The sequence below is a fragment of the Mycobacterium sp. SM3041 genome (genome assembly GCF_039668335.1).
GTDB lineage: Bacteria > Actinomycetota > Actinomycetes > Mycobacteriales > Mycobacteriaceae > Mycobacterium.
The window spans coordinates 39,973-62,682 of sequence record NZ_JAYXBQ010000038.1; the positions used below are offsets into that span (position 1 = coordinate 39,973).

A 22,710-nucleotide genomic window follows, 5' to 3' on the forward strand; every position below is an offset into this window, starting at 1 on the left:
GACGGAGAAGTTTGCGGGGAAGCTATTGGCTGCGGGCTGGCCTGTAACTATCGCGCCCCGCAGCTGGCCCGCCATTCGACAAGAGGCTGGAATGCGCACGCGCACAACGAAAATCATGCCGTGCCGAAATGCCGGCCATCCTCGCCGCATCTCGATCGCGTATTGCCACATGGGCGCTAAGCGTGCCGCGACGTCACGCCCCCGTCGACCACGATCTGGGTGCCGGTGATGAACGACGCCTTCGGCGACAAGAGGAACGCGACGGCCGCGCCGATCTCCTCGGGCTGCCCCAACCGGCCCAGCGGCGCCGCCGACAGGAACGCGTTCTTCACCTCAGGAACAGCCAACGCGTCGGCGAGCATCGGGGTTTCGATGAAGCCCGGGCACACCGCGTTGACGCGAATTCCCAACGGCCCCAACTGACCTGCCATCGACCGGGTCAGCCCGAGCAGCCCGGCCTTCGACGCGCAGTACGCCGGGATGAACGGATTGCCAACCAGCCCTTCGATACTCGAGATCCCCACGATCGCCGGAGCGGCTCCGGCAGCCAGCGCGTTCTCGAAATGTGGCAGCAGCAGTTGGGACAGCAGCGCTTGCGCACGCAGGTTCACATCGACGACGGCATCCCACGATTCAACAGTGAACATCCCGACCGGCTCTGGCAGCACCCGGCCCGCGGCATGCACCAGCCCGTCGATGCCGTCCACGGCTACGGCGGCCTGCTCGACGGCGGCGGCCATCGAGTCGGTGTCACTCACGTCGACGACGACGCCGTGCGCCCCGAGTGACTCCGCGACGGCGACCACTTGCGGCGAGATGTCGAACAGCGACACCGCGCGACCGTCGGCGATCAACGCCTTGGCCGACGCCAGGCCGATACCGGATGCACCACCGGTCACCACCACACCACTCATGCCAGACCTTTCAATACGCTCCGCTACGTAGCGGAATACCGAACGGCTCGGACACTACGCGATACCGGCCCGCCCCAGCGTTTCAACGCCGGAATTCATAGCCACTCATGGTTGGCTCGAAGGGTCATGACGAAACGTACTGCGCTGCTGCTGACCTGCACGCTGCTCCTCGGCTCCACGGGATGCTCGATCTTCGGCGGCCCGGAACCCGAGGATGCCTTCAACGCGTTTGCTGATGCGTTGCACCGCAAGGACTCCGGCGCGGCCGCCAAGGACACCACCGATGCCGGCGCATCAGAGCCGGCCATCAAGTCCATGTTCGACGGCATGGGCAAAAACGCCACCGTCGATGTCAAGGCCACACCGGGCGACGGCGACAACAAGTCGACCGCCAAGCTCGCCTACACCTGGTCGTTCGGACCCGGCCGCGAATTCCGTTACGACACAACGGCTATAGCCACCAAGGTCGGTGACGACTGGAAAATCCGCTGGGCCCCGGCGCTTTTGCATCCCAAGCTCCGGCAGGGCGGTACGTTCCAGTTCAGCGAAGACAAAGCGCTGCTGACGCCCGTCGTCGACCGAAACGGCCAACCGCTGCTCAGCTGGCAGACCGTCGGCGTCATCACCCTCAGTCGCGACCACCTCGACTCCGCCGCGGCACTGGCCCCGGTGGTTGCCCGGTTCGACGACACCATCACCGCCGACTCGATCGCAGGCGAGTTCAACGGAAATCAGGACGACCGCGTCACCGTCGTCAAGCTCCGCGAGGCAGACCTCGGCCAGGTCGCCGACGAACTCACCCAGATCCCCGGTGTCACCGTCACCAAGCAGGGCGCGCTGCTGACCACCGACCCCAACCTGCACTCGCCGGCCATCAGCGGCCTGCCCGAGGTGTGGCAGAAGGCCATCGACGCGACCGCCGGCTGGTCGGTCGACCTGGTCGACGATCAAGGGCAGCCCACCGACGAACTCGCGAACAACGCCCCCGCGGACACCAAACCCGTCCGCACCACTCTGGACCCGCACCTGCAGCTCCTCGCGCAGCACGCCGTGGCCAGCGACCCCCGTCCGACCGTCCTCGTCGCCATCGCCCCCAGCACCGGCGCCATCCTCGCCGCGGCCCAGAACGACGCGGCCAACGCGCAGGGACCCATCGCCTTCACCGGCCTGTACCCGCCGGGGTCGACGTTCAAGACCGTCACCACCGCGGCCGCCCTCGAGAAAGGGTTGGCGAAGGCCGACTCCCCCGAGCCCTGCCCGGGCACGGTGACGATCGAGAACCGCACCATCCCCAACGAGGACAAGTTCGACCTCGGCACGGTCCCGCTGGAGCAGGCCTTCGCGCATTCCTGCAACACCACCATGGGCGCGCTGGCCGACAAGCTGCCCGCCGACGCGCTGCCCAACACCGCCAAGAACCTCGGAATCGGCGTCGACTTCGTCATCCCCGGCATCACGACCGTGACGGGCAAGGTGCCCAACGCCGACACCCCGGCGCAGCGCGTCGAGAACGGCATCGGCCAGGGCACCGTCACCGTGAGCCCGTTCGGGTTGGCCGTCGCCGAGGCCAGCCTCGCGCACGGATCGACCATCACGCCCACGCTGCTGCCGGGCCAGCAGACCACCGCCAGCACGCCGTCGACCCCGATCGACAAGCCGACCGCCGACGCCCTGCGCGCGATGATGCGACTGACCGTCACCGACGGCACCGCGTCCGCTCTCAAGGACATCGACGGGCTCGGCGGGAAGACCGGGACCGCGGAATTCGGCGACAACACGCACTCGCACGGCTGGTTCGCGGGCATCGTCGGGGACCTCGCGTTCGCGACGCTGGTCGTCGGCGGGGATTCGTCGGCGCCCGCGGTGGCCGTCAGCGGGGACTTCCTGCGTGCCGCGCTGGCCGGGTAACGGCGTGCCAATTTCGCCAACGGGCCCCGCACTTGGGATTCTTGGCTGATGCGGGTTGACGGACGCGAGGTCGCGGTCTCGGGCAGCCTGCTGCAACCGATCACCCGCCGGACCAACGACATCCTGCGGCTGGTGGCCGCGACGGCGTTCCTGGTCACCGTCGTCACCAGCTCGCTGATCACCCGCAACGACTGGGTCCGGCTGGAACGGTCGGTGTCGCGGATCGTCGGCGTGCTCACGCCGACCCAGTCGAACCTTGTCTACATCGCGTACGCCATCGCGATCCTGGCGCTGCCGTTCGTCATCCTGCTGAGCCTGCTCGTGACAAAGCAATGGAAACTGCTCGGTCCGTACGCCGCCGCCGGCCTGATCGCCGTGCTGTCGCTGTCCATCAACTCCAACGGCATCGCAGCACCCAACTGGCACTTCGACCTCTCCGACCGCCTCAACACCGTCTTCTCCCAGTTCCTCGACGACCCGCGCTGGATCGCGCTGCTGGCCGCGGTGCTGACGGTGTCCGGCCCCTGGCAGCCCGCCCGGCTGCGCCGCTGGTGGTGGACGCTGCTGCTGGCGTTCGTGCCGATCCACCTCGTGGTCAGCGCCATCGTGCCGGCCCGGTCGCTGCTCGGCCTCGCCGTGGGCTGGTTCGTCGGCGCGCTGGTGGTGCTGGTCAGCGGCACCCCGGCGCTGGAGGTTCCGCTGGCGGGCGGGGTCCAGGCGCTGGCCCGCCGCCAGTTCGACGTATCGGCGCTGACGGTCATCCGCCCGGCCGGCGCCGGACCACTGGTGCTCAGTGCCGATTCAGCCGACGGGACGCGCGCCGTCGTCGAGCTCTACGGGCCGAACCAGCGGGTGGGCGGCGCCATGAGCCAGCTCTGGCGCAAGATCACGCTGCGCAACGACGAGACCGCTCCCCTGCAGACCTCGATGCGCCGCGCCGTCGAACACCGCGCACTCATGACCATCGCCGTCGGCGACCTCGACCTCGCCAACACCCGGACCATCGCGCTCGCGGCCCTCGACCGCGGCTGGACCATGTTCGCGCACACGCCGGCGAGCGGCGCCCCGCTGACCAACGAGACTTCGGTCGCCGATGTGTGGCGTGCGCTGGGCGCGCTGCACCACCACCAGATCTCGCACGGCGACCTGCGGGCGTCGGAGCTGACGGTCGACGACCGGACGGTGCTGTTCGGCGGGTTGGGCAACTCCGAGTACGGCGCCTCCGACGTGCAGTTGCAATCCGACGTCGCGCAACTGTTGGTGACGACGACGGCCGTGTACGACGCCGAGGAAGCGGTCGCCGCAGCCATCGAGCAGTTCGGCGAGGACACCGTGCTGACCGCGTCGCGCCGCCTGACCAAGTCGGCGATGCCGCTGCGGCTGCGGGAGTCGATCCCCGACTCGCGCGCCGTCATCACCGCGGCCCGCGACGAGGTGAAGCACCAGACCGGCGCCGACCGCATCCAGACCGAGACCATCACCCGCTTCACCCGCAACCAGGTCATCCAGCTGGTCCTGCTCATCGCGCTGGTGTACGTCGCCTATCCGTTCATCAGCACGGTGCCGACGTTCTTCTCCGAGCTGCGGTCCGCCAACTGGTGGTGGGCGCTGCTCGGCCTCGCGGTGTCGGCGCTGACGTACGTGGGCGCCGCGGCGGCGTTGTGGGCCAGCGCCTCGGAGGCGGTGAGCTTCAAGAACCTGACCATCATGCAGGTGGCCAACACCTTCGCCGCGACGACGACGCCGGCCGGCGTCGGTGGCCTGGCGCTCAGCACGCGGTTCCTGCAGAAGGCCGGGCTCGGCGCCTTGCGCGCGACAGCCGCGGTGGCGCTGCAACAGTCGGTTCAGGTGCTCACCCACGTGGCACTGCTGATCTTCTTCAGTGCGGCGGCCGGCGCGTCGGCCGATCTGTCGCACTTCGTGCCGTCGTCGACGGTTCTGTATCTGATCGCCGGTGCGGCGCTGGGTGTGGTCGGCACGTTCATGTTGGTGCCGCGGGCCCGGCATTGGCTCGGCACCTCGGTGCGGCCGCGGCTGACGGAGGTGTGGGCCGACCTGGTCAACCTCGCCCGCGAACCGCGCCGCCTCGGGCTGATCGTGTTGGGTTGCGCGGCAACGACTCTCGGGGCGGCGCTGGCCCTGTGGGCGAGTGTCGAGGCCTTCGGCGGGTCAACGTCGTTCGTGACGGTGTGCGTCGTGACGATGATCGGTGGCACGCTCGCCTCGGCCGCTCCGACCCCCGGCGGCGTGGGCGCCGTGGAGGCGGCGCTGATCGGTGGTCTGGCCGCGTTCGGCCTGCCCGCCGCGGTCGCGGTGCCGTCGGTATTGCTCTACCGGGTGCTGACGTGCTGGCTGCCGGTGTTCATCGGCTGGCCCGTCATGCGCTGGCTGACCGAGAAGGACATGATCTAGGCCCTTGCGGCGTGTCGCGGCCGGCGTGTCAGGCCGCCTTGTGACACATGCGATCTGCAGGCGTCAACTTTCCCTGACTGGGTCAGAGAAAGTTGACGCTTCCCAGCGAAAGGTGCCGAGACAGACCGGGGCCGAAGACCCCGGTATGGCCGCTACATCTTGGCGAGCATGCCGTTCATCGTGGTGATCTCGGCCTGCTGCGTGGTAACGATCGATTCCGCCATCTTCTTGGCGTCGGCGTTGGTGCCGTTCTTCAGCTCGTCGTTGGCCATGGTGATGGCGCCCTGGTGATGCTCGACCATCATCTGCAGCCACATCTTGTCGAACGCCGCGCCGGACAGGCCCGTCAGTTCGGTCATCTGCTGCGGGGTCATCAGGCCCGGCATCGAGTGGCTCATGGTGGCCGACGGCGCGGGCTTGCCGAAGCCGGCGAGCAGCGTCGTCATTTGCTGCATCTCGGGCGCCTGCGCCTTCTCGATGGCAGCGGCGAGGTCCTTGACCTGCTGGTTCTGCGAGCGGGTCGGGACAAGCTTGGCCATCTCGACGGCCTGCGCGTGGTGCGGGTACATCATCTGCAGGAACATCACGTCGGCGTCGTTGAAGTTGGCGGACGGCGCAGCGCTGGTGCTGGAACCCGACATCCCCGGCATCGAGTGCCCGGGCATGTCGTGGCCTGACATCGGCATGGACGAGGTGGTGGCGGAGACCGTCGAGGCCTGCTCGTTCGGCGGGCTACAGGCCGCGAGTGCGATGGCGGCAGCGGTTCCGGCGATGGCGATAGATGCGATTTTGAACATGGTTGAACTCCTTGAAGATTGGATGGGTTGACGCGGGGCACGGCCCATCAGATTCGAAGGAGCGACAGTTCCGCGAGAGTGAGCACCGTCCACGGCGGCGCTCTTTGCCTGCGCCGCAACGCCTGTCGGATACGGGCCTGCACGCTGCGCTCGGGCGCGACGCCGAGCCAGTACAGCAAAGCCAGAACCAGGATGGTCAGCAGTTCGGTCATGACGAAGACACAGGCGTGAAAACCGTTGTGTCCGTTGCAGTCGCAGGCATCCGACATGGACGTTTGCGCCGCCGGGGCGCTCGCGTGCTGATGCACAGCCGCCTGCGGATGATGCGACGGAGCGTGCGCCGACGTGACGACCAGCGAATGCATGCCGATGATGCCCGCGATCAGAACGAGCATGCCGACGACGTGTAATCGCGTGCTGCGATGCGTCACGTCGGCCTCCGGTTCGGGTGTCGGTATGCAAATCATAGTACCCGGTGGGGGTATATCTGCGGGAATAAATGTTGCGGTCGCCGCCGACCGGAACGCAATCGGGCGCCGTGACCGGTGGGCCGCGTCACATCACCGTTCCCGCAGTGGCGACTTTCACCGTTATTGGACTCGTCGGTTAGTTAGCCCCGCTACTAGTGTCGACATATGGGTCGGGAAGCCTTGAGTCACAGCATTATTGGGGCGGCGGAATCGCTGAACCAATACGTTCAGCCGGACGGCAGGATCGTCATACCTGACGGCATCACGCTGACGTCGTTCCTGGAACGTAACCGCGCGGCGATGGGCGACAGTCCGTCGTACCGGTTCATCGACTACGCGCACAATCCCGACGGCGAGATCGTCGAACTCAGCTGGAACGGCCTGTGGGCTCAGGTCAACGCCGTCGCGGCCCGGCTCCAGCAGGTCACCGCGCCCCGCGACCGGGTGGCGATCCTCGCGCCGCAGGGCGTCGACTACGTCGCGGCGTTCTTCGCGGCCGTGCACGCCGGAAACATCGCCGTCCCGCTGTTCGCGCCGGCGCTGTCCGGGCACGCCGAGCGCCTCGCCGCGGTGCTGGCCGACGCCAAGCCATCGGTGGTGCTGACCACCACCGCGGCCGCCGAAGCGGTCCGCACGTTCATCAAGACGCTGCCCGCCGCGCAGCGCCCGCGGGTGATCGCCGTCGACGCCGTGCCGGACACCCTCGCCGAGATGTACCTCGCCCCGGACTCCCGCACCGACGACGTCGCGTACCTGCAGTACACCTCGGGCTCGACGCGCACCCCCGCCGGCGTGGAGATCACGCATCGGAACGTGTGCACCAACGTCATTCAGATGATCCTGGCCGGCGGCCTGGACACCGACATCCGCAGCGTCAGCTGGCTGCCGCTGTATCACGACATGGGCCTGATCATGATCATGTTCCCCGCGCTGTGCGGCGGCCAGATCAGCCTGATGGACCCCATGGCGTTCGTCCGCCGGCCCTACCGGTGGATCCGGCGCCTGGCCGACGAGGCCGCCCACGGCCGGACGTTCGCGGCCGCACCCAATTTCGCCTTCGAACTGTGCGCGCAGCGCGGCCTGCCGCCGGCCGGCGAGGCGCTCGACCTCAGCAATGTGGTCACGCTGCTCAACGGTTCGGAGCCGGTGACGCTGCCGTCCATCGAGCAGTTCATGGCGGCGTTCACGCCCTACGGGCTGCCCGAGACGGTGGTCAAGCCCTCGTACGGCATGGCCGAGGCCACGCTGTCGGTCGCCAGCATCGGCGCGGACGAAAAGCCGTGCGCCACATATCTGGACCGCGAGGAGCTCGCGGCGGGCCGGGCCGTCGTCGTGGGCCGGCACGCCGACGGCGCGGTCCCCCACGTCTCGTGCGGGCAGGCCATCCCCGACCAGTGGGTGGTAATCGTGACGCCCGACGGGGACGAGGCCGCCGACGGCGTCGTAGGCGAAATCTGGTTGCACGGCAACAACATCGGCCGGGGTTACTTCGGGCGGCCCGAGGAGTCCGAGCGGGTGTTCGGCAACAAGCTGCAGACCCGTCAGACCGTCAGCCACGCCGATGGCGCCGAGGACAACGCATTGTGGTTGGCCACAGGCGATCTGGGCGTTTACGTCGGCGGCGAGCTGTTCGTCACCGGCCGCATCAAGGATCTCGTCATCGTCGACGGGCGCAACCACTACCCGCAGGACATCGAGGCCACGGTCAGCCGCGCCTCCTCGGCCGTGCGCTCCGGCTACGTGACAGCCTTTGCTGTTCCTGGTGATTCGGGTGAACAACTGGTCGTGATCGCCGAGCGCGCGGTGGGTGCCGGACGTGCCGAATTGGAGCCGGTGGCCGAGGCGGTGCGGGCCGCGGTGGCGCGTCATCACCAGGTGCGCGTCGCCGAGGTGCGGCTGGTCGCGGCTGGCCGCATCCCGCGTACGACGTCGGGAAAGCTGGCCCGCAGCGCCGCGCGCGCGGAGTTTCTCGCCGGTCAATTCGACTAGCGAGCGGCACGCCGGGCACTGTTGCGGCACTTTCGATTTGGGGCCACGGCAGCCCACTGGGACACGAGTCATCAGAGTTAACAGAACGTTATTTGTCGATCGCGCCAATTTGCGGCGCCGTGGTCGCCGCTCGTGTTGGATGACGGGGTAGCCCTCGAGTAGGGCCCATTCCGCCGATGGGAGCACCGAGATGACGGAGCAGCGCCCCGACATCGTCATCCTCATGACCGACGAAGAACGCGCCATCCCGCCGTACGAAACCGACGACGTCCTGGACTGGCGTCACCGGACCCTCACGGGCCGGCGGTGGTTCGACGAAAACGGCGTGCGTTTCACGCGGCACTACACCGGCTCCCTGGCCTGTGCGCCCAGCCGGCCGACGCTCTTCACGGGCCAGTACCCCGACCTCCACGGCGTCACGCAGACCGACGGTCTCGGCAAGCGGTACGACGACTCGCGGCTGCGGTGGCTCCGCCAGGGCGAGGTGCCGACGCTGGGCAACTGGCTGCGCGCCGCCGGGTACGACACGCACTACGACGGCAAGTGGCACATCTCGCACGCCGACCTCGAGGACCCCAAGACCGGCAAGCCGCTCGCCACCAACGACGCCGACGGTGTCGTCGACCCCGTAGCGGTGCAGGCCTACCTCGATGCCGACCCACTGGGGCCCTACGGCTTCTCCGGCTGGGTCGGGCCAGAACCGCACGGAGCGGCCATGTCCAACAGCGGTTTTCGGCGGGACCCGTTGGTGGCCGAGCGCGTCGTCGCCTGGCTCGACGACCGTTACGCGCGGCGGCGCGCCGGCGACCCGGAGGCGCTGCGGCCGTTCCTGCTGGTGGCCAGCTTCGTCAATCCCCATGACATCGTGCTGTTCCCGGCCTGGGTCCGCCGCAGCCCGCTGCTCGACTACCCCGTCCTCGAGCCGCCGCACGTGCCCGCGGCGCCGACCGCCACGGAAGATCTGACCGACAAGCCGGCCGCGCAGGCCGCCTTCCGTGAGGCCTACTACTCCGGCTACGGCCCGGCCGCGGTCATCGAACGCACCTACCGCCGCAACGCGCAGCAGTACCGCGACCTCTACTACCGCCTGCACGCCGAGGTCGACGGTCCGCTGGACCGGGTGCGGCGTGCCGTCACCGAGAACGGGTCCGAAAACGCCGTGCTGGTGCGGACTTCCGATCACGGCGACCTGCTGGGCGCGCACGGCGGGCTGCACCAGAAGTGGTTCAACCTGTACGACGAGGCGACGCGTGTTCCGTTCGTCATCGCCCGCATCGGCGCCGACGCGACCACCGCCCGCGAGGTCACCGCGCCGACGTCACACGTCGACCTGGTGCCGACGCTGCTCGGCGCCGCCGGCGTCGACATCGCCGCGACCGCCGAAACCCTCGCCGCGTCGTTCACCGAGGTCCACCCGCTACCCGGCCGCGACCTCATGCCGGTGGTGAATGGTGCTGCGGCCGAACAGGATCGGACCATCTACCTGATGACGCGCGACAACATCCTCGAGGGCGACACCGGAGCGTCGGGCGCGGCACAGGCCATCGGCGCCAACACCAATCCGCCTGCGCTGCTGCGCATCAAGGTGCCCGCGAACGTCGCGGCCAACTTCGAAGGGCTGGTCTCGCGCGTCACCAACGCCGAGGCGGCCGGCGGCGCCGGGCACCTGTGGAAGCTGGTCCGCACCTTCGACGATCCGGCGACGTGGACTGAACCGGGCGTGCGGCATCTCGCGGCCAACAGCCGCGGCGGCGACACGTACCGCACCGACCCGCTCGACGACCAGTGGGAGCTCTACGACCTGACGGCCGACCCGATCGAGGCGTCCAACCGCTGGGGCGATCCCAGCCTGCACGAGCTGCGGCGGCACCTGCGGACGCAGCTCAAGCTGGTCCGCACGGCGTCGGTACCGGAGCGCAACGATCCGTGGCCGTACGTGACCCGGCGACCGCCGGAGCCGGGCAGCGCCGTCCGCCGGTTGCTGTGCCGGTTCCGCCCGTAGGCAAAACCCGCAGGTCACGCCGTCGCGATTACAGGTTTTGCCTGGTCGGCCAATAGCATGTCTGGTGCCATGACCGACACCGCCCCCGCCACCGATACCCGCTCCGCCGGCCGGGTGGCCGCCGAAGCCGCCCGTCGCCGCACATTCGCCGTCATCAGCCACCCTGACGCCGGTAAATCGACGCTGACCGAGGCGCTGGCCCTGCACGCCCGGGTGATCAGCGAGGCGGGTGCGATCCATGGCAAGGCGGGCCGCAAGTCCACGGTGTCGGACTGGATGGAGATGGAGAAGGCCCGCGGCATCTCGATCACCTCGACGGCGCTGCAGTTCCCGTACCGCGACTGCGTCATCAACCTGCTCGACACCCCCGGCCACGCCGACTTCTCCGAGGACACCTACCGGGTGCTGACGGCCGTCGACTGCGCCGTCATGCTCATCGACGCCGCGAAAGGCCTTGAGCCGCAAACCCTGAAGCTGTTCCAGGTGTGTAAGCACCGCGGCATCCCGATCATCACGGTGATCAACAAGTGGGACCGCCCGGGCCGGCACGCGCTGGAGCTGATGGACGAGATCCACGAGCGCATCGGGCTGCGGACGACGCCGCTGACCTGGCCGGTGGGCATCGCCGGCGATTTCAAGGGTGTGATGGACCGCCGCAAGGGCCACTACATCCGCTTCACCCGCACCGCCGGTGGCGCCACCGCCGCGCCGGAGGAGCACATCCCCGCCGACAAGGCGCACGACGCCGCCGAGGGTGACTGGGACACCGCCGTCGAAGAGTCCGAACTGCTGTCGATGGACGGCTCGGACTACGACCGCGAGACCTTCCTGTCCGGCGAGTCCTCCCCCGTGCTGTTCACCTCCGCCGCTCTGAACTTCGGCGTCAACCAGCTGCTCGACGTGCTGGTCGACCTGGCACCCTCCCCCGGCGCGATCCGCGATGTCGCAGGCGAGCCGCGCCCGGTGGATTCGCCGTTCAGCGCGTTCGTGTTCAAGGTGCAGGCCGGTATGGACACCTCGCACCGCGACCGCATCGCCTACGCGCGGGTGTGCTCGGGCACGTTCGAGCGCGGGGATGTGCTGACGCACGCCGGCACCGGCAAGCCCTTCGTGACCAAGTACGCGCAGTCGGTGTTCGGCCAGCAGCGCTCCACACTGGACGACGCCTGGCCCGGCGATGTGATCGGCCTGGCCAACGCGGCGGCGCTGCGCCCCGGCGACACGCTGTATCGCGATGTGCCCGTGGAGTTTCCGCCGATTCCCAGCTTCTCCCCCGAGTACTTCTCGGTGGTCCGCGGCAAGGATCCGAGCAAGCACAAGCAGTTCCGCAAGGGCATCGAGCAGCTCGACCAAGAAGGTGTCGTCCAGGTGCTGCGCTCGGACAAGCGCGGTGAGCAGGCGCCCGTCTTCGCGGCCGTCGGCCCCATGCAGTTCGAGGTCGCCGCGCACCGCATGGCAACCGAGATCGGCGCGGCCATCTCGCTCGAGTCGCTGCCGTACCAGGTGGCGCGGGTCGTCGAACCCGAGGATGCCGAGTTCATGAGCAAGCAGGTCTCCTGCGAGGTGCTGACCCGCACCGACGGCGTCATGCTCGTGCTCTTCTCGACGCCGTGGCGCCTCGAAGGGTTCCAGCGGGACAACCCGTCCATCAAGCTGCGGTCGTTGGTGGCGGCGGCCGAAAGCTGACGCGCCCCTCTCGATAGCGGGCACACCTCGGCGCTCAGCGCTTACGGTGTAGAGCACCCAAGAGAGAGGACGAGAGTTGGCCACCGCCACTCCAGCGACCCCCGCCACCCCGACGCTGCGTGAACTGACCGTCCGCGGCATCCTGCTCGGCGGTGTCATCACGCTCGTGTTCACCGCCGCCAACGTCTATCTCGGACTCAAGGTCGGCCTGACGTTCGCCACCGCCATTCCCGCCGCAGTGATCTCGATGGCGGTGCTGCGTAGCTTCGCCAACCACTCGATCGTCGAGAACAACATCGTGCAGACGGTGGCGTCGGCGGCCGGCACGCTGTCGGCGATCATCTTCGTGCTGCCCGGGCTGATCATGATCGGCTGGTGGACCGGTTTCCCCTACTGGACCACGGTCGCCGTGTGCGCCGTCGGCGGCACCCTTGGCGTCATGTACTCCATACCTCTCCGGCGCGCACTCGTGACGGGAACCGACCTGCCCTATCCCGAAGGCGTCGCCGCCGCCGAGGTACTCAAGGTCGGTGACGGCACCGAAGGCGTCGAGGCCAACCGCACCGGGCTCAAGGTCATCACGTTCGGTTCGGTCGTGTCGGCCGTTTTCGGGCTGCTCGCCAATATGAAGGTGCTCGCCAATTCCGTTACCGCATATACCCGTATCGGCGCAGGCGGCACGATGTTCACCGCCGGGCTGTCGATGGCGATGATCGGCGTCGGGCACCTGATCGGCATGACCGTCGGCATCGCGATGCTCGTCGGGCTCGTGATCTCGTACGGGGTGCTGCTGCCCATCCGCACCAACGGCGCGCTCACGGGTAGCGAACCGATCGGCGACATCATCGACGGCATCTTCGTGCACGAGGTGCGGTTCGTCGGCGCCGGAGCCATTGCCGTCGCGGCGATCTGGACGCTGCTGAAGATCCTGCGCCCCATCGTCAAAGGCGTCACCGCTGCGCTGGGGTCGGCACGTGACCGGCGGCAGGGCCAGGTTGTCGAGCTCACCGAGCGCGACATCCCCTTCCCCATGGTCGTCGGCACCGTCGTGGTGATGCTGCTGCCGATCGCCGTCCTGCTGTGGGATTTCAGTCGCGGCACTGTGCTGCAGGGGCATTCGGCCGGGATCATCGCGGCCAGCCTGGTGTTCATCTTCGTCATCGGGCTCGTCATCGCGTCGGTGTGCGGGTACATGGCCGGGCTGATCGGTTCGTCGAACAGCCCGATCTCCGGCGTCGGCATCCTGACGGTGCTCATCGCCGCGGTGCTGATCAAGGTGGTGTTCGGGCGCGCCGATAGTGGCCAGTCCACCGCGCTGGTGGCGTTCACGCTGTTCGCCGCCGCCATCACGTTCGGTGTTGCGACCATCTCCAACGACAATCTGCAGGACCTCAAGACCGGCCAGCTGGTCGGGGCGACGCCCTGGAAACAGCAGGTGGCGTTGGTGATTGGCGTGGCGTTCGGGTCGGCGATCATTCCGCCGGTGCTCAACCTGATGCAGCGCGCCTTCGGGTTCCTCGGCGCTCCCGGGGCCGGCGATCACGCCCTGGCCGCGCCGCAGGCCGCGCTGATCTCGTCGTTGGCCAAGGGAGTGTTCGGCGGCTCCTTGAACTGGGGGCTGATCGGGCTGGGCGCCGTGATCGGTGTCGTCGCCATTCTCATCGACGAGACCCTCACCCGCACATCACGTTTCGCGCTGCCGCCGCTGGCGGTCGGGATGGGCATGTACCTGCCGATGAGCCTGACGCTGATCATTCCGTTGGGTGCTGTTCTCGGCTACTTCTATAACCGCTGGGCGGACCGGACCGGCGGCGATGTCGAACGCAAGAAGCGGCTCGGCGTGCTGCTGGCGACGGGCATGATCGTCGGCGAGAGTCTGTACGGCGTGGTGTTCGCCGGTTTTGTGGCCGGGACTGGTTCCGATGAGCCGTTCGCGGTGTTCTCCGGTTTCGGCGGGTCTATGCCTGAAGTAATCGGCGTCGTGGCCTTTGCGGCGGTGCTCGGGTGGATGTACAAGCGGACGCGAGTTATTGCGGGGAGCGAGCCAGTGGCGGCTGACCGCTGAGTCGCCTGGCTGCCGCTGATTTCGTGGTGCCTGCGCGGGCCGCGAGGGCGGGCCGCCTCTCCCGACATGTTCGATTTGGAGCCGTCAAGTTTCCTTGTCGGATCCAAATCGCCTGTGCTGCAACACTGTCAACGCTGAGAGGATGCTTCTCCTAGCGCGGGACGACAGTGATGGCGCATCGTGGGCCATTCGCTCCTGACAGCCGAGCATCCGCGGTCACCAGAGCGCAGTCCAGGTTCTCAGCGAGGGCGACGTACATCGCGTCGTAGGCCGTCACAGCCTCACGAAGTTCCCAAATGCGTTCCAGGAGAGGTGGAGCGGCGTAGCGGATCAGCCCGAGCCCGCTCCAGACATTCAAAGCCTGCCGGCCCTCCGCAGAGGTAAGCCGACCGGACGCCACTTGCCGGCGCAAGACACTGGCCACCTCCGCATCCACCAAGTGCGGCGCGTGAATCGATTCGGCAGCGAGTAGTCGACGTGCTTGGCCATCGTGCAGAAGCCCAGAGACTGCCGCCGACGCATCGACGACAATCACCGGCGTTCGGACTCCAACTGCTTGACGATGGTCTCGGTCGGGATATCCAGATCGGGCAGCGTGGCCAGCAATGCGGCATTGTCGACTCGACGAGTCGCGGCATCGAGTTCACGGATCGCGACGGCTGTCACCGAGGTGCTCGCTGCACGCGCCATCCGTTCGAGTCGATCCATGACGTCATCAGGGACGTTACGGAGGTGCAGAGTCCGCATACGACCACTGTACCCAGATTGCATGCTTCTCGCTTGCAATCTGCTAGCAACCCGTCCGAGCTGACCTGAGGAGCCATCAGCCCACATCGTCGTACCCCCAGAACTCTCGCGCCTCGCTCATTAGTTCGTGCCGGTAGCTCGGCCTCAGCTCATCGATCACAGCAAGCGTCCGTGACGTCAGCTCGTCGCCAATCCCACTCTGCGCGTGCGCATATGGGATGAACGCACGTAGCAGGTCAGGAACGTCCAGCGCCACCTCCAATGGCGTGCCGTCGTCGTAATAGGACGGGTTGCGCAACACGTCTCGGACACGTGTTTCGCTCCACCGCAGCGGGTCTTCCGAGCCGGTCTCGAAAAGCTCCAGCAGCTGCTCCCGGTAGCCGGGGCCGTTGAACGGAGCAGACGAACTGCTGACGAAGAACGACTCGCACAGCTGCACGGCGGAAGCCCAATCCATGGACGGTGTGCGGCCCTCACCGCCTTCCGGGAGCCGACTGATCAGCCACCTGACCAGCGGTCGGTTTGGCATCCACGTATTGGCATCTCGCGCGAATACTGGCTTCTTGAAAGCACCTTCGATCCACGCCCTCGCGTCGGCGAGGTCCATTTCGACAACAGACTCGGAACCCGGTTCCGCAATCCGTGCAAGCACTTCGTCGATCAGCTCCGGCACAATGGCGATGTCGGTGACGCCCGAGAACCGATTGTGGTCGACCCGCACGACCACAGTCAGCCCATGACCACCGACTAGTCGAGCACCAATGGCAATCTCATCGACATCACCGAAGGCATCACTTCGGCGGACAGCCCGGTGCACGTTCACCTGCGACAGTGAGTGGATCCATCCCGGCAGGTGCTCGTGGCGCTGTGCGAGTTCCGCTCGACATTCGAATTGCAGAGCTGGGTCATCGACCAGAAGCTCCGCGATTACAGCGAGTAAGGCAGTGACCGGCCGGTTGCGTGTCGACATAAGGCCGGTCAACAGGCGATACAGCTTTTCGCCGTCCGGCCTGCTGGCATCGAGCGAAGTGAGGTTGAGGTTCCCTACGTTGATCGCGCGGCTGGCCATGCTGACGAGATAGACCGGATGCTGATCGACCCTGGGCCGCACTATTTCTGTCAGCTGTCCGGTTGCATCGTTCAGCTGCCCGATTACATCTTTCAGCTGTCCGGTTACATTTTTCAGCCGTCGGTCGAGAGCATTCCCGGCCTTGCGTTTCTTCGCTCGCCGCACATCGCGTCGAGCCTGTTTGAGGCTCCGTAAACGTCGTTTGTCGGTCATGTCGCGGACGCTACGCCCGGGCTACGACAAGTACGCCGCGGCCGCTTTCGCCCTCCGTCTGACCCACGGACGTACATCACGTGACATCATGGCAAACAAGCTCGCGTGCGTCCGCCACGACCGGCGACGCGGCGGATAGTGACAACCGTGGACGCTGTAATTCACCCGAACACCGCGTCAAGGGTTCCGCCCCCACACCCGGTGTCATCGAATGCCGCTGAACAGCACGGTGCGGTCATCGCAGACCGGCACCCGCGAGAAATGTCATCCACCAACACAATCGACGCCCGCGACGAGCTGATCCTCGAAGGTCAGGCCGTGCCGGGCGCCTGGGTCACCGTGTCGTTCAACGGGGACCCCGACGACACGGACATCTTCCAACTCGTCCTGCCCGCCGACGCCAAGCCGCTGGGCGACACCTGCTCCGTGGAGTGCCCGCTGGGCAAAGCACTCGTCGCCTCGCACGTCGGCGAAACCCGGAGATACGTGACAGAATCCGGGCGGAGCATGGCGATCACGGTTCTGGCCGTCGACAGCGTGAATCCGCAGGAGACGGCCGGACGCTGACCGCTCCCCGACCAATGTTGTTCGGGGAGCCCAGGGCCCTACTCCGCGGCCCGACCGCCCACCACCGCGTGAATCCGCCCCTGCGGGTACGGCAGAGCGATGTCGTGTTCGTCGTAGGCGCGCAGAATCGCGCGGCGGATCCGGCGCTGCACCGCGCCCTGCATGTTCGGCCGAGTTTTCACCGACATCCGCAAGGTGAGCAGATCAGGCGAGAGCTCCTGCACGCCAAGCATTTCCGGATCACCCAACACATCGGCAGCGATCGCCGGATCGATGATCGCGTCCTCCGCCGCTTCGATGGCCACCAGCTCGGCGCGGTCGAGGTCGGCGGTCAAGGCGACCGGAACCTCAACGTTCGCAACGGCGTAGTCCTGGCTCATGTTGCCGACGCGCTTGATCTCACCGTTGCGGACGTACCAGAGGGTGCCGTCGCCGCCACGCAGTGTGGTGATGCGCAGGCCGACGCTCTGCACCTCGCCCGTCACGTCACCGAGGTCGACATTGTCGCCGACACCGTACTGATCCTCTAGCAGCATGAAGATGCCGCTGACGAAGTCGCGGACCAGGTTCTGCGCGCCGAAGCCGATCGCGAGGCCGACCACGCCGGCCGAGGCGATGAACGGCGCGATGTTGACGCCCAGCACGCTGAGGATCGCGAGCACCAGCCACAGGAGCAGGAGGATCGACACCGTCGACTTCAGCACCGAGCCGATGGTCTGTGCGCGCTGGCGACGCCGCTCGGCAGCTTTGCGGGCGTTCGACGAGGCCGCCCGGTCTCGCAGGTAGCGCAACAGCGGCGGCCGGTTGGCCTGCGATTCCTCGTCGACGGCCATGGTCTTGCCGGCGCGCCCGGTCGTGGCGCGGTCGATCACCCGGTGCAGGGCCAACCGCGCGATCAGGGCGATGACGCCGTAGGCCGCGATCCGGATCGGCACCTCGAGCAGCCAGTGTCGGTTCGTTTCGGTCCATTCGAAAGCCAGTTGGTAGACATGCACGTGTTCGACCCTACGAGAGGGCGTCGAAGCCCCTGGCCACGGCGATTCCCGGCTGCAGCCGGGACCAGCGGGGTTGGGGCGCGGTGAGATCCGGCCGGAGGGTGAGGCTGGTCGTGGCCTGGGTCACAGGCGCGCTGCCCTTCGAGGCACGTTCCTGCCAGCAATCTGGCAGGAACCTGTCTAAAACCTGTGAGCGGCAAGGAAATTCGCGTCGGCGACCCCCTGGCACCCTCGGTAAGCTCCATTCGTCAGCCAATCGCGTTGGGGGTATCGCATGGCCGAGTTACAGGTCGAACCGTCTGAGTTGGTCGCGGTGTCACACGAACTGTCCACCGTCGCGGACGGGCTCCGCACCGGCATCACGTCCCTGGACAACAAGGTGTCCGGCCTGATGGGCACGGGCTGGACTGGCTCTGCGGCCTCGGCATACGCGGACGTGTGGAAGGAATGGCACGAAGGCGCGGCCCAGGTGTCGGCCGGCCTGAGCCGGATGTCGGCGCTGCTCAACGAGGCGGCGGCCAAGTACACGAGCACCGATGCCGAGGGCGGCGCCCACATCGCAGGATCGGGCCTCTGATGAGCGAGTTCAGCGTCAACCCCGCGGCACTGGCGGCCGTCATCGACCGGATGACGGCGTTCGACAGCGACCTCGAAGCGCATCTGGCGCAGGCGGCCGGTTCGGTCACCCGGCTGGGTTCCAGCTGGTACGGCGACGCCGGGGACGCCGAACGGTCGGCTCAGGCGCAGTGGAACGAAGGTGCCCGGGAGATGCGGGAGGCGCTGGCCCGGCTCCGCCAGATCGCTGAGGGCGCTCACGAGAACTACTCGTCCGCTGCGAGCAAGAACCACCAGATGTGGTCCTGAGCTGTGACCGGCCCGATCACGGTCGATCCGACCGCGCTCAATTCAGCGGGGGCGTCGGTCGGCGCTGAGGCGAACAGCATCTCCGGCGCGGTCACGACGCTCTCTGGCGCGCTGTCCGGCCACGAAGCCGGCTTCGGCCACGATGCGGCCGCATTGGTCTTCTCCCGCAGTTATATGAACGCCGCCAACTCGTTGCTGCAGTCGGCTGCGTCGGCCGTCAACGCGTCGCACCGGACCGGCTTCGGCATCCAGATGTCGGCGTTCAACTACGGCACCGCCAACGCGCACTCCACTGTCGGCGGCGGCGAGTCGCCGGTCACCAAACCCACTGAACCCCCGAAGTATCCGACGCCCAGTGCGCCGTCGGTGTTCGGCGGCGATATCGCCGAGCCGCTGGGATGGAGTCTGGTCGAAGCGTTCGTCGGCGACTTGTGGCCCGACGGCGATCCCGCACAGATGCGTGCGACCGCGGCCGCCTGGCGCACCTTCGGTGCGTCGATGAGTGGCGGGTCGGGTCCGATGACTGCTGCGGGAACGACGTTGGGCGGATTCCAGATTCCCGATGCGCCGCAGATGCAGAAGGCCGCCAACGACATCAGTGGCGGCCTCACCGACATCAACACGCAGGCACAGAAGCTGGCCGGCCAGATCGATTCGTTTGCAACCACTGTCGAGAACACACAGAACAAGATCCGCGACCTGCTTCATCAGTTGAGTCCGAGCGGCATCCTCAGCACGATCGGCGGCATGTTCGAGGGCCACAATCCCCTCGACAAGATCAAGCAGATCGCCGACGACATCAAGGCGGTTCTGGGCAACATCAAGCGCGAAGCCGATGCGACGCAGCAGATGTTCACCCAAGGCATGCAGGACCTCGACGCGTTGACGGACAAGCTCGAGAAGTGGGCGGACAAGGAGTTCGTCGCGGTGTTCGGTCAAGAGGTCGGCGGAGCGCTGGGTTCGACGTTCAATGCGATAGTCGACTTCGACGAGGGCGCGTTCAAGTTCGTCGCGCAGACGGCCAACGGGCTCGAGCAGCTTGATCCGACCCGCTTCCTCTACGACCCCGAGGGGGCGGCCAAGGCCTGGGAGGGCACCGGCAAGGCACTCGGTGAGGTCGCGCTGGTGGCGAATCCACTGACCGCGCCGTTGGCGTTGTCGGACCCTGGCATTCGGAAGGACTTGACGACTCTCGGCAAGTCGATGATCGACTACGACGACTTCAAGAACGGCCACCCCTTCCGTGGACTGGGTTACGACACAGCACAAGTCGCGACGTTCTTCCTGCCCGGCGCCGGCGAAGCGGCACCCGCGGCCGACGCTGCCGGTGGCGCAGCGCGCGTCGGTGCGGCAGAGGCTCGGGCCGGCGGGACGGTTGCGCGCGATGCCGGTACGGCCGCGTCGAAGGTTGGTGCGGCCAGCGCTGCCGAGGAAGTCGCCGGCCAAGCCGGGAAGATCAGCAGCAATCTCGACAAGGTCGGCGTTCCGGAAGCCGCGCCTGGAACGAGTGCGGCAGGCAAGGCACCTGTCGAGGTTCCGGCACCCAAGCCCGAAGCAGTTCCCGCACCAAAGCCGGAACCTGCGCCCGCGCCACACGCCGAATCTCCGGCTCCGCACACGACCGAGCCGCACTCGGGCGCTCCCGAAGCCGAAACACACACTGCACCAAGCAGTTCAGCATCGCACGAACCGCCCGCGGGACCGTCCGAGCACTCCCCCGCCCCCTCGACCCACGAGCCGGCGCCCGTTACGCACGAACCAGCCGGGCCGGTCCATGCGCCCGGCGACACAACCCATTTCTCCGGTCCGAATGACGCCACGCCCCACGTCCCCGGCGGTCACGTCGATCCGGGCGACGGACGTGTCTACTCGATGATGGACGACAGTTCGCACACAACGTCATTCGCGCCGGAGCAGCTTGGCGACAACCAGCGGGTGCTCGATGCGATGGCTGACCACGGCGTCAGCAAGAGCGACATGGTCGACCTGATCAACACGCCTACCGATGCACTCACTCCGGCCGAGCGGGATCTGGTCAACGACGTGCGCGACGCTCTGCCCCAACCGACCGACGACACGGTGATGCAGAAGGTGATTCCGCCGGGATATTTCGATGACGCGAAAGGCTTTGTCCCGAGCCGTGCGGATGACTACATCATGGGGAACCAACCCTGGCTCAACGTCGACCAAGTGGGTGGTTCGGTGTCGATGGCCGACGATACGGCTCATCTCGGGACGCCCCAACAAATCCACGACGGCTTGCGTTTGGACTACACCGACTCTCCGTACACCCCGGAGGATCCGGGGACGCACATCATCCGGTTCCAAGCGGACCCGGACGCCCCCGGTTCCTACGAAGTGCCCCGCAATACCGACATGGGCGGCACTAACGCCTACGACGGGTGGGATGATCCATTCACCGGCAACGGGTTTACCAAGTCCGGTGACGATGTCATTCCTGAGTATTACGCCAAGAATGTGACGATGCGAGACGGCGCCGAGATGTGGGAGGTCCTCGATGACGGAACCCAGCGTCTGGTGGCCGTGCTCAAGGACAAAGAATGGATCCCGCAGGGGAACTGATGGCTGAGATACCGGTGACCGGCGCTGTGGCGGAGTACCACGGGCAGCGCTTTCGAATCTTGTTCAGCGGTACCGACTGGGTCGCATTGAACGTAGGGCCCGGCGTCGAGCTACCGGACGCGTTCGCACGCGGTGAAGCACCCGCCGAACCGGGCCACTACGACCCGTGGGCCAAGATCCCCAGGTCGGCTCTCGATGGCGTCATTCAGGTCAGTGTCAGCGCAACCCTCGCGGGACACACCGTGTACCTCAGGCGCCGGCTGCGGGACGGCAGGATCGGGATCGAGTTCATTGGCCCGCCGCAGATCGCCCGCGAAATGGGACTCGACGGCGACCAGCACACGGGATGGACCGGGCTGGTCGATCCTGACCGGTTGCAGGACATTCGGGTAGAGGAGACACGTCGTGCCTGAGCAGCTGGTGCTGCAGAAACTCCTGGCCACGCCTATGGCAAGCGCCATCGTGGGGAACGGACTCGACCAAGTGGGCGGGTATGTCACCGAGGCATCGGCGGTAGTCGGTCTCAGGACGCCGGCAGAACTGTTGGCGGCGTATGGCATCGACGCTGCTCCCGATTTCGCCGATGTGGTCCGATTTGAGCAACCGCGACTGGCGACGTTCACCAAGCCGAGTGACTCGGAGCTGCCTTGGCGCGACTTCCCTCAGGGTTTTCTTGTCGGCGGCTCGCTAGCGCCGGTCTGGCGTATGAGCCGCACCCGGTTCTCGTACGGTGCTGAGTACTGGCGGATCCGTTCCGACGGTGAGCAGAAGTGCCTTTCGCACTACGCGGGAGCAGGCCGTGGCTGGGTAGGCGCCAAGCGCTGGCGGCCGCCGAGCCCGGTAGTGGGCACGCTGGCGCGATGGCAGGGTCGAGAGTTCTTCGCCGACGTCCGTGCGGAGACCGTGTTGTTGACCGCGCTTACCGAGAATGGCCCAGCGGGTTTCGACCAAGTTCGTCCCGGAGCGTGGTCCGCCACCGTGCCGTTGTCGGAATGCGAAGTGTTCGAACGGGTTTACACCGCACAGGTCGACGGTGTACCCGTGCGCATACTGCGCCGCGCCGGTGAAACCGCCGAGGTGCTGCTGCTCAGTGATGACCCGGCCGATGCCCAGCGAGTCGGCGCCGGACTGGTTGAGGCCGGGGTGTTCGAGGCGGTGGTGGATGCCAGTCGACTGACAAACGTGCAGGGTGTGGAGAACCAGTGGGTTCCGAGCACTTCTGGCGAGGCCTGACTACGGTCGGACCAACAATCGGCCGTCGGAGCGGAGGACTAGAGCAAGCGATGATTGTTTCGCGAGAACTCGCGGATTGGGCGACACTCGCCGGCTACTCCCTAACCGTTGACGCAGAAGACGGGCTTACAGACGTTTTCTGGAATCAGCTCGGTGAGATTCGTTTGTTCATCAGGAAAGCAACCAACGGCTGGAT

At 67.0% G+C, this 22,710-nt stretch carries 19 protein-coding genes; 12 read left to right on the forward strand and 7 right to left on the reverse strand.

Translation table 11 applies throughout. The annotated features are described in order from the left end of the window. Nucleotides 1-176: 176 nt before the first annotated feature. The gene (locus tag VXD91_RS10695) at nt 177-914 is read right to left on the reverse strand and encodes an SDR family oxidoreductase (RefSeq protein WP_346415384.1); all 738 of its coding nucleotides are present in this window, start codon (nt 912-914) and stop codon (nt 177-179) included. A gap of 126 nt (nt 915-1,040) precedes the next feature. Here VXD91_RS10695 and VXD91_RS10700 point away from each other — a divergent pair, with 126 nt between their 5' ends. Both VXD91_RS10700 and VXD91_RS10705 read left to right on the forward strand, forming a co-directional pair. Further along, nucleotides 1,041-2,822, forward strand: a complete 1,782-nt coding sequence (locus VXD91_RS10700; RefSeq protein ID WP_346415385.1) for a penicillin-binding transpeptidase domain-containing protein — start codon at nt 1,041-1,043, stop codon at nt 2,820-2,822. Between the two features lie 48 nt (nt 2,823-2,870). Next, complete coding sequence (locus tag VXD91_RS10705; RefSeq protein WP_346415386.1) at nt 2,871-5,234, forward strand: lysylphosphatidylglycerol synthase transmembrane domain-containing protein; 2,364 nt, start codon at nt 2,871-2,873, stop codon at nt 5,232-5,234. A 152-nt stretch (nt 5,235-5,386) separates the two neighbouring features. Here VXD91_RS10705 and VXD91_RS10710 read toward each other — a convergent pair whose 3' ends face one another. Both VXD91_RS10710 and VXD91_RS10715 read right to left on the reverse strand, forming a co-directional pair. Next, entirely contained in the window at nt 5,387-6,031 is a 645-nt protein-coding gene (locus VXD91_RS10710; protein WP_346415387.1) for a DUF305 domain-containing protein, read from the reverse strand. A 47-nt stretch (nt 6,032-6,078) separates the two neighbouring features. Then, a complete protein-coding gene (locus VXD91_RS10715) occupies nt 6,079-6,462 on the reverse strand; it encodes a DUF6153 family protein (RefSeq protein WP_346415389.1) in 384 nt (127 codons plus the stop codon). 204 nt (nt 6,463-6,666) lie between these two features. On the opposite strand from VXD91_RS10715, the gene VXD91_RS10720 reads away from it, so the two are divergent. From VXD91_RS10720 to VXD91_RS10735, 4 genes are all read left to right on the forward strand, one after another. Continuing rightward, nucleotides 6,667-8,490, forward strand: a complete 1,824-nt coding sequence (locus VXD91_RS10720) for a fatty acyl-AMP ligase (RefSeq protein ID WP_346415390.1) — start codon at nt 6,667-6,669, stop codon at nt 8,488-8,490. 190 nt (nt 8,491-8,680) lie between these two features. After that, nucleotides 8,681-10,492, forward strand: coding sequence for a sulfatase-like hydrolase/transferase (locus VXD91_RS10725; protein ID WP_346415392.1), 1,812 nt, complete (start codon nt 8,681-8,683; stop codon nt 10,490-10,492). Nucleotides 10,493-10,561: 69 nt separating this feature from the next. Then, nucleotides 10,562-12,178, forward strand: coding sequence for a peptide chain release factor 3 (locus VXD91_RS10730; RefSeq protein ID WP_212812424.1), 1,617 nt, complete (start codon nt 10,562-10,564; stop codon nt 12,176-12,178). Nucleotides 12,179-12,254: 76 nt separating this feature from the next. Continuing rightward, nucleotides 12,255-14,243, forward strand: coding sequence for an oligopeptide transporter, OPT family (locus tag VXD91_RS10735; protein ID WP_346415393.1), 1,989 nt, complete (start codon nt 12,255-12,257; stop codon nt 14,241-14,243). Nucleotides 14,244-14,394: 151 nt separating this feature from the next. On the opposite strand, the gene VXD91_RS10740 is transcribed toward VXD91_RS10735, so the two are convergent. From VXD91_RS10740 to VXD91_RS10750, 3 genes are all read right to left on the reverse strand, one after another. Further along, nucleotides 14,395-14,778 carry a type II toxin-antitoxin system VapC family toxin gene (locus VXD91_RS10740; protein ID WP_212812426.1) on the reverse strand — a complete coding sequence of 128 codons (384 nt, stop codon included), beginning with the start codon at nt 14,776-14,778 and terminating at the stop codon, nt 14,395-14,397. Continuing rightward, the gene (locus VXD91_RS10745) at nt 14,775-14,990 is read right to left on the reverse strand and encodes a hypothetical protein (RefSeq protein ID WP_053854134.1); all 216 of its coding nucleotides are present in this window, start codon (nt 14,988-14,990) and stop codon (nt 14,775-14,777) included. Before VXD91_RS10745 ends, VXD91_RS10740 begins: the two co-directional genes overlap by 4 nt. 76 nt (nt 14,991-15,066) lie before the next feature. Next, nucleotides 15,067-16,272: a hypothetical protein gene (locus VXD91_RS10750; protein WP_346415394.1), complete on the reverse strand. Its 1,206-nt coding sequence runs from the start codon at nt 16,270-16,272 to the stop codon at nt 15,067-15,069. Nucleotides 16,273-16,533: 261 nt separating this feature from the next. Between VXD91_RS10750 and VXD91_RS10755 the strand changes: the two genes are divergently transcribed. Beyond that, nucleotides 16,534-16,839 carry a GreA/GreB family elongation factor gene (locus VXD91_RS10755; RefSeq protein WP_346415395.1) on the forward strand — a complete coding sequence of 102 codons (306 nt, stop codon included), beginning with the start codon at nt 16,534-16,536 and terminating at the stop codon, nt 16,837-16,839. Nucleotides 16,840-16,877: 38 nt separating this feature from the next. Here the strand turns inward: VXD91_RS10755 and VXD91_RS10760 are convergent, their stop codons facing one another. Further along, on the reverse strand, nt 16,878-17,834 hold the full coding sequence (locus VXD91_RS10760) for a mechanosensitive ion channel domain-containing protein (protein WP_212812429.1): 957 nt from the start codon (nt 17,832-17,834) through the stop codon (nt 16,878-16,880). A 274-nt stretch (nt 17,835-18,108) separates the two neighbouring features. Here VXD91_RS10760 and VXD91_RS10765 point away from each other — a divergent pair, with 274 nt between their 5' ends. Genes VXD91_RS10765 through VXD91_RS10785 form a run of 5 tightly spaced genes read left to right on the forward strand, consistent with a single transcriptional unit; the run spans nt 18,109 to nt 22,514 of the window. Further along, nucleotides 18,109-18,411 carry a WXG100 family type VII secretion target gene (locus VXD91_RS10765; RefSeq protein WP_318985635.1) on the forward strand — a complete coding sequence of 101 codons (303 nt, stop codon included), beginning with the start codon at nt 18,109-18,111 and terminating at the stop codon, nt 18,409-18,411. Next, on the forward strand, nt 18,411-18,698 hold the full coding sequence (locus VXD91_RS10770; protein ID WP_318985636.1) for a WXG100 family type VII secretion target: 288 nt from the start codon (nt 18,411-18,413) through the stop codon (nt 18,696-18,698). Before VXD91_RS10765 ends, VXD91_RS10770 begins: the two co-directional genes overlap by 1 nt. 3 nt (nt 18,699-18,701) lie before the next feature. Continuing rightward, nucleotides 18,702-21,281: a hypothetical protein gene (locus VXD91_RS10775; RefSeq protein WP_318985637.1), complete on the forward strand. Its 2,580-nt coding sequence runs from the start codon at nt 18,702-18,704 to the stop codon at nt 21,279-21,281. Beyond that, nucleotides 21,281-21,694 carry a hypothetical protein gene (locus VXD91_RS10780; RefSeq protein ID WP_318985638.1) on the forward strand — a complete coding sequence of 138 codons (414 nt, stop codon included), beginning with the start codon at nt 21,281-21,283 and terminating at the stop codon, nt 21,692-21,694. The genes VXD91_RS10775 and VXD91_RS10780 overlap by 1 nt, the downstream gene beginning before the upstream one ends. After that, nucleotides 21,687-22,514 (forward strand): hypothetical protein, encoded by an 828-nt coding sequence (locus tag VXD91_RS10785; protein WP_318985639.1) that lies wholly within the window; start codon nt 21,687-21,689, stop codon nt 22,512-22,514. The genes VXD91_RS10780 and VXD91_RS10785 overlap by 8 nt, the downstream gene beginning before the upstream one ends. Nucleotides 22,515-22,710: the final 196 nt, after the last annotated feature.